Raw genomic sequence first — 6,440 nt, 5'->3', positions numbered from 1 at the left:
AGCCCGGTGCGGAACCGCGCGTCGCGTCGTCCGGCCGCGCGGGCGGCGCCCCGCTGCTGCCCGGCGCGATGCCGCTGTCGTTCGACGCATTCGCGCGCCGGGCGCTCGCGGAGCGCTTCGACCTCTGCCAGTTCGAATTCGAGTCGCAGCCGTGGCGTTTCGACCGCGCGACGCTGAAGCGCCTGCGCCTGCCGATCGCGCTCGCGGCGGCGACGCTCGCCATCGCGGTGATCGGGATGAATCTGCATTGGTGGAAGCTGTCGCGCGAACGCGATGCGCTGTCGGCGCAAATCACCGAAACGCTGCTGTCTGCCTTCCCGAAGACGACGACGGTGCTCGATCCGCCCGCGCAGATGCAGCGGCAGCTCGACCAGTTGCGCCTCGCGGCCGGCGAGCTGTCGCCGAACGACTTCCTCGCATTGTCGAGCGGACTCGCGCGTTCGATGGGTGCGCTGCCGCTGAACGGCATCGCGTCGCTCGACTATCACGACCGGCGGCTCGACGTCGGCTTCAAGCCGGAGGTCAAGGTCGATCCCGACTTCCCGCAACGCCTCGCGCGCAACGGGCTGGCCGGCGAAGTCGACAGCAACACGGGCAAATGGACGATCCGGAGCCGCTCATGAACACCGAACGACTGACTCAGGCGCTGACCCAGTTCTGGGGCGAGCGCACGCCGCGCGAAAAGACGCTGCTCGGCTGGGGCGGCGCCGTGCTGGCCGTCGCGATCGCCTATTCGGTGCTGTGGTCGCCCGCGCAGGAAGGTCGCGCGCGCATCGAACGCGAGCTGCCGACGATGCGCCGCGAACTCGCGCAGATGACCGCGCAGGCGAACGAAGCGAAGTCGCTGACGGCCGCCGCGCAGGGCGTCGCGCCGACGGGTCTCGCGCTGAAGGATGCGCTCGCCGCGTCGCTGTCCGATCACGGGCTGCCGGGCGCGCAGGTGCAGATCGTCGGCAACGGCGTGCAGATCCAGATGAAGAACGTGTCGTTCCCCGCGTGGACGCAGTGGCTCGACGACGTGCGCCGGCAACTGAAGGCGCAGGGCGGCGAGGCGCACGTGAGCGCGTTGAAGGAAGACGGCCAGGTCGACCTGACGGCCGTGATGCAGCCGTCGATGCCGAAATGAGGACAGCGGCAATGCAAGCGGCGGGCGCTCGATGAACCGATGGACGATGCGGCTCGTCGCCGTGCTGCCGTGGGTCGCGGTCGGTGCGCTCGCGACGGCGCTCACGCTGATCGCGCTCGCGCCGGCCGCGTGGATCGCGCCGCAGTTCGCGCGCGCGACCGGTGGTCATGTGAACCTCGTCGATCCGGCCGGCTCGCTGTGGCACGGTTCGGCCACGCTGATGCTCGCGCCCGGCGCGGACCAGAGCGCATCGACGCTGCTGCCGGGCCGCGTCGAATGGACGACGCGCTTCTGGCCGCTGCTGACCGGGCGCGTGCAGATGCGTCTGCGCCAGACCGATGCGATGCCGCAGCCCGTGACGCTCGACGCGACGTGGCGCGGCGCCGTGCTGTCGGCCGGCGCGATGGCGGTGCCCGCGTCGCTGCTCGCGGGGCTCGGCACGCCGTTCAATACGCTCGATCTGCAGGGCGACGTGCGGCTCGGCTGGACCGACTGGCGGCTGATCGGCCGCAATGCATTCGGCCAGCTGACGGTGACGATCGACGGGATGAGTTCGCGCGTGTCGCGCGTGAAGCCGCTCGGCTCGTACCGCGCGGTGCTGCAGGCGAAAGGCACGGGCGCCGATCTCGATCTGACGACGACGCAGGGCCCGCTGTTTCTCGACGGGCACGGTACGTTCGGGCCCGGCAGCGGCGCGTTTCGCGGCACCGCGCACGCGGCGCCCGAACAGCAGGCGAACCTTGCGGGCCTGCTGAACCTGCTCGGCCGCCCGATCGGCAACGGCCAGGTGTCGTTGATCTACGGCGGCGCGATGCGCTGAGCGAGCGCCGCACGCGGTGCGGCGCGGCCTGCCGATTGCGGTGACTTATTGGCGCGCGAGCATGCCGGCGGCGGGCGCAGCGGACACGGCCGATACGGCCGACGCAGCGGCTGCACCGGATGCCGGCACGGCCGGCGGCGCCGCCATGTCGCCCGTCTCGCGCGCGATATCCGACACGTTCCAGCCGCCGCCGAGCGCCTTCACGAGTGCGACCGACGACACCATCCGCTGCCCGGTGATCGTCGCGAGCTTCTGGCGCGCGGTGAAGGCCGTAGTCTGCGCGGTCAGCACGTTCAGATAGGCGACGGTGCCGGCCTTGTACTGGTTCGTGACGATCGCGAGCGCATGCTCGGCGCTCTCGACCGCCTGTCGCTGCACGTCGATTTCCTGCGCGAGAATCCGCTGCGACGCGAGGTTGTCCTCGACGTCCTGGAACGCGCTCAGCACCGCGAGCCGGTATGCGGCGACGTCCTGATCGTAGGTTGCGCGCGCGGCCTGCGTTTGCGCGGCGCGCAGCCCCGCGTCGAACAGCGTCGCCGCGAGCTGCGGGCCGACGGTCCAGAAACGCGCCGGCAGCGTGAACAGCTGCGACCAGACCGAGCTTTCGAAACCGCCGCTCGCCGACAGCGTGAGCGTCGGGAAGAACGCGGAGATCGCGACGCCGATCTGCTCGTTCGCGGCCGCCGCGCGGCGTTCGGCCGCCGCGATGTCGGGCCGGCGTTCGAGCAGCGTGGAGGGCACGTCGACCGGCGTGACGGGCGGCTCGGCCGCGAGCGGCATCGGCGGCAGCGAGAACGTCGACGCGGGCTCGCCGATCAGCGTCGCGATCGCATGCTCGTACTGCGCGCGCGCGACGCCGTTGTCGATCGCGGCGGCCTGCGCGCTTTGCAGCTGCGTCTGCGCCTGGATCACGTCCGCGCGCGCGGCGACGCCCTGCGCATACTGGTTTTGCGTGAGCTGCAGCGATTGCCGGTACGACTGCACGGTTTCGTCGAGCAGCTTCTGCAGCGCATCGGACGTGCGCAGCTGGAAGTAGGTCTGCGCGAGCAGCGCCTGCTGCGACAGCCGCGCATTCGCGAGATCGGCCGCGGCCGCCGCTTCGCCGGCGCGCTGTGCGCTGACGGTGCGGCTCACCTTGCCCCACAGATCGGGTTCCCAGCTCGCATCGAGGCCGACGCTGTAGCTGTTGTTGATCGATCCCGACGTGCTGCTGCCGAACGACGACGAGGTGCCCGACGAGAACGACGAGCGCGGCGTGCGCGCGCGCGAGCCGGACGCGCTCAGGCCGACGGTCGGGAAATACGCGGCGCGCGCCTCGCTGACGAGCGCGCGCGCCTGGCGGTAGGCGGCCGCCGATTGCGCGATCGTCTGGTTCGACGCGTTCAGCTTGTCGATCAGCGCGTTCAGCTGCGGATCGTCGTAGACGGTCCACCACGGGCCGCGATCGGCTCGGTCGGCAGGCTGTGCGACTTTCCAGCCGGCGGGCGCTTCCTTGAACGCGGCCGGAATCGACGTATCGGGGCGGTGGTAATCGGGCCCGACGGCGCAGCCGGCGAGCAGCACGGCCGTCGCGACGGCGACGGCGGCGCTCAGCGGGCGGAGGGCGCGCGGGAGTGGGGCGTACGGCATCGTATTTTTCCTGTCTGGGCGCAACGGGCCGCGAGCGGCGCCGCGCGGTGCGGACGTCATGCCGCTGGCGGACAAATGGTAACTGACGGCGGGGAGCCTGCGCAGCCGTTAGGGTACGGTGCGCGACGACAGGAATGTGTTACCGGCGCGGGCGACCGGTTTACCGGCCATTACGGATCGCTTGCGGGACCGGCGTCAGCGGCGCACGGGCAGCGGCTGGGCGGCGAGCCGCCATGACGGCGGCTCCGTTGCCGCGCGCCCGGGCGTGCGGCGCGATGCGCCCTTCGCGTTGCGCTGCCGCCGATGATCGAACCATGCGAACCCGAGCGCCGCGAGCGAGCCGCCCGGCAAGACCAGCATCGCTACGTACAGTGCGATCTTCCAGCCGCGGTGCGGCCCGGAGAACACGTGATGAGCGGTATCGGTCAGGGTGCGGCGCAGCGCGCCGGCGGCATTTTTCAGGAACAGCATCGCGAACATCCTCGGGGTGCCCGGCAAAGCGGGCGGATCGGTCAGAACATAGTCTCCGGCAGTGCAACATGCACGTCGTAACTGGTTGCCTGAAATAATATTGACTATGCAAGCAATTTTCAAGATACTGGGCGCGTTTTGACCTGAAACGCACTCTTGCTGCGCGCGAACGCATGGCTGGCGGCCTCTACGATCCCGACTCCATCGAGCTGGAAACCAGTCTCGGCTACTACCTGACGAAGGCGCGTCAGGTGTTGTTCGAGCGGATGGATCGTGCGCTCGAGCCGTTCGATCTCACCGCGCAGCAGATCGGCGTGATCCTGCTGCTGTCGCGCGGCTATGCGCGCACGCCGTTCGAGCTGTCGCGCAAGATGGCATACGACAGCGGCTCGATGACGCGCATGCTCGATCGCCTCGAGCGCAAGGGACTCGTCGCGCGTTCGCGCAGCGAGCAGGACCGCCGCATGATCGAGCTGGCGCTGACCGAGCGCGGCGCCGACGCCGCGCGCGCGCTGCCCTCGCTGATCGCGACCGCGCTGAACGCGCAGCTCGCCGGTTTTTCCACCGACGAACTCGCGACGCTGACCGGGCTGCTGCAGCGCTTCATCGAGAACGGGCCCGGCCCGGCCGGCTGTCCGAAACCCGACGACGGGCACGACTGACGCGGAGGGTCGCTTGCGCTCGATTGTTCCGATTAAACGTTCGCTTATTTCTCTGTCTGGGCAGAAGATGACGCGACATATGCCCGTCTTCCGCCGCCTGCCGCTCCGCCCCGCCGCGCGTTGCTGCGCTGCGGGCGCGAGCCGATCCTAGGAGATTCCGATGTCCGCCACCACGGCATCCGCCGCGTCCCCTGCCGCCGAACCGGCGCCGCTGTCCGGCGGCGCCCTCGCGCTGCTCACCGTCGGGCTCGCGCTCGGCACGTTCATGGAAGTGCTCGACACGTCGATCGCGAACGTCGCGGTGCCGACGATTTCGGGCAGCCTCGGCGTCGCGACCAGCGAAGGGACGTGGGTGATTTCGTCGTATTCGGTCGCCTCCGCGATCGCGGTGCCGCTGACGGGCTGGCTTGCGCGGCGCGTCGGTGAAGTGCGGCTGTTCACGCTGTCGGTGCTCGCGTTCACGATCGCGTCGGCGCTTTGCGGCCTTGCGTCGAACTTCGAGACGCTGATCGCGTTCCGGCTGCTGCAGGGCCTCGTGTCGGGGCCGATGGTGCCGCTGTCGCAGACGATCCTGATGCGCAGCTATCCGCCCGCGAAGCGCGGGCTCGCGCTCGGCCTATGGGCGATGACGGTGATCGTCGCGCCGATCTTCGGCCCGCTGCTCGGCGGCTGGATCAGTGACAACTACACATGGCCGTGGATCTTCTACATCAACCTGCCGATCGGGATCTTCTCCGCGACCTGCGCGTTCTTCCTGCTGCGCGGCCGCGAGACCAAGACGACGAAACAGCGGATCGACGCGGTCGGGCTCGCGCTGCTCGTGATCGGCGTGTCGTGCCTGCAGATGATGCTCGACCTCGGCAAGGACCGCGACTGGTTCAGTTCGTCGTTCATCGTCGCGCTGGCGCTGATCGCGGTCGTGTCGCTCGCGTTCATGCTCGTCTGGGAAGCGACCGAGAAGGAGCCGGTGGTCGACCTCACGCTGTTCAAGGATCGCAACTTCGCGCTCGGCGCGCTGATCATCTCGTTCGGCTTCATGGCGTTCTTCGGCTCGGTCGTGATCTTCCCGCTGTGGCTGCAGACCGTGATGGGCTACACGGCCGGCAAGGCCGGCCTCGCGACCGCGCCCGTCGGGCTGCTCGCGCTCGTGCTGTCGCCGCTGATCGGCCGCAACATGCACCGGCTCGACCTGCGGATGGTCGCCAGCTTCGCCTTCATCGTGTTCGCGATCGTATCGGTATGGAACTCGACGTTTACGCTCGACGTGCCGTTCAACCACGTGATCCTGCCGCGGCTCGTGCAAGGGATCGGCGTCGCGTGCTTCTTCGTGCCGATGACGACGATCACGCTCTCGAGCATCCCCGACGAGCGGCTCGCGAGCGCCTCGGGCCTGTCGAACTTCCTGCGTACGCTGTCGGGCGCGATCGGCACCGCGGTCAGCTCGACGTTCTGGGAGAACGACGCGATCTACCACCACGCGCGGCTCGCCGAATCGGTGAGCGTCTATGCGCAGAACACGACCGACTATCAGGGCGCGCTGGCGCAGCTCGGCGTCGTCGGCCAGACCGCGAATGCGCAACTGAACCAGATCGTCACGCAGCAGGGCTTCATGATGGCGACCAACGACTTCTTCCACCTGTCGGCGATCGTGTTCGTCGCGCTCGCGGCGCTCGTGTGGATCACGAAGCCGAAGAAGGGCGCGGGGCCGGCGATGGGGCATTGACGGTTCATC

7 protein-coding genes are annotated in these 6,440 nt (G+C 69.3%); 5 read left to right on the top strand and 2 right to left on the bottom strand.

Going from position 1 to position 6,440, the window contains the following annotated elements:
- From gspL to HMPREF3115_RS10995, 3 genes are all read left to right on the top strand, one after another.
- The coding region (gene gspL / locus HMPREF3115_RS11005) for a type II secretion system protein GspL (protein WP_070554391.1) at nt 1-623 on the top strand (623 nt) is incomplete at its 5' end.
- Nucleotides 620-1,126 carry a type II secretion system protein GspM gene (gene gspM / locus HMPREF3115_RS11000; protein WP_070554393.1) on the top strand — a complete coding sequence of 169 codons (507 nt, stop codon included), beginning with the start codon at nt 620-622 and terminating at the stop codon, nt 1,124-1,126. The genes gspL and gspM, both read left to right, overlap by 4 nt.
- Before the next feature lie 31 nt (nt 1,127-1,157).
- Nucleotides 1,158-1,946, top strand: coding sequence for a type II secretion system protein N (locus tag HMPREF3115_RS10995; RefSeq protein ID WP_070554389.1), 789 nt, complete (start codon nt 1,158-1,160; stop codon nt 1,944-1,946).
- Between the two features lie 45 nt (nt 1,947-1,991).
- Here HMPREF3115_RS10995 and HMPREF3115_RS10990 read toward each other — a convergent pair whose 3' ends face one another.
- Both HMPREF3115_RS10990 and HMPREF3115_RS10985 read right to left on the bottom strand, forming a co-directional pair.
- Nucleotides 1,992-3,575, bottom strand: coding sequence for an efflux transporter outer membrane subunit (locus HMPREF3115_RS10990; RefSeq protein ID WP_070554387.1), 1,584 nt, complete (start codon nt 3,573-3,575; stop codon nt 1,992-1,994).
- A gap of 195 nt (nt 3,576-3,770) precedes the next feature.
- Entirely contained in the window at nt 3,771-4,055 is a 285-nt protein-coding gene (locus tag HMPREF3115_RS10985) for a hypothetical protein (protein ID WP_006407294.1), read from the bottom strand.
- Nucleotides 4,056-4,219: 164 nt separating this feature from the next.
- Here HMPREF3115_RS10985 and HMPREF3115_RS10980 point away from each other — a divergent pair, with 164 nt between their 5' ends.
- A complete protein-coding gene (locus HMPREF3115_RS10980; RefSeq protein ID WP_006407293.1) occupies nt 4,220-4,708 on the top strand; it encodes a MarR family winged helix-turn-helix transcriptional regulator in 489 nt (162 codons plus the stop codon).
- Nucleotides 4,709-4,868: 160 nt separating this feature from the next.
- Nucleotides 4,869-6,431 carry a DHA2 family efflux MFS transporter permease subunit gene (locus HMPREF3115_RS10975; protein WP_006401709.1) on the top strand — a complete coding sequence of 521 codons (1,563 nt, stop codon included), beginning with the start codon at nt 4,869-4,871 and terminating at the stop codon, nt 6,429-6,431.
- Nucleotides 6,432-6,440: the final 9 nt, after the last annotated feature.

Origin of the sequence: Burkholderia sp. HMSC10F09 (genome assembly GCF_001806955.1) — a bacterium.
GTDB classification, from domain to species: domain Bacteria; phylum Pseudomonadota; class Gammaproteobacteria; order Burkholderiales; family Burkholderiaceae; genus Burkholderia; species Burkholderia multivorans.
This window is presented reverse-complemented; position numbering and strand designations above follow the sequence as displayed.